General features: G+C 66.2%; 1 protein-coding gene. It reads left to right on the top strand.

The annotated features are described in order from the left end of the window. Positions 1 to 129: 129 nt before the first annotated feature. Positions 130 to 429: hypothetical protein (locus ACVA58_RS27790; protein WP_446513483.1), on the top strand; the 300-nt coding region annotated here is incomplete at its 3' end.

Genomic DNA, 429 nt, shown 5'->3' with positions numbered 1-429 from the left:
GCATCAAGCTTGGTCGGCGTGGCCAGCAGCATGCCTGGCACCAACGGGTTCACCATGGCGTGCTTCGAGGCCGCCAAGGTCCCGGTGGGCACCTGTCTGTACACCCAGCCTGAAGTGGATGCGGGGGAGGTGGACGAGATCGCCGTGGATTGCCTGCTGGCGTCGGTCTCCGAGGTGGCTGCTGCAGAACGGTTGGTGCGCGAGTCGGGCAGAGCTGCGTCCGTGCATGTTGAAGCGGCGTTTCGGGCCATTGCCAGGACGGCCCTGTCGCGCACGCCTTCTGCAGAGAGCATCCGCCAGCAAGCTCTACGTGACGCCAAGCGCGTGATCGAGGGGCTGGCCGGATCCAAATGGGTCAGCCTGGAAGCCGCCGGCGAGTGTGCAGACGCCATTGGCAAGCTGACCGACCAGGCCGGCGAAGCCAAAGCC

The organism is Photobacterium sp. DNB22_13_2 (assembly GCF_052873915.1).
This window is presented reverse-complemented; position numbering and strand designations above follow the sequence as displayed.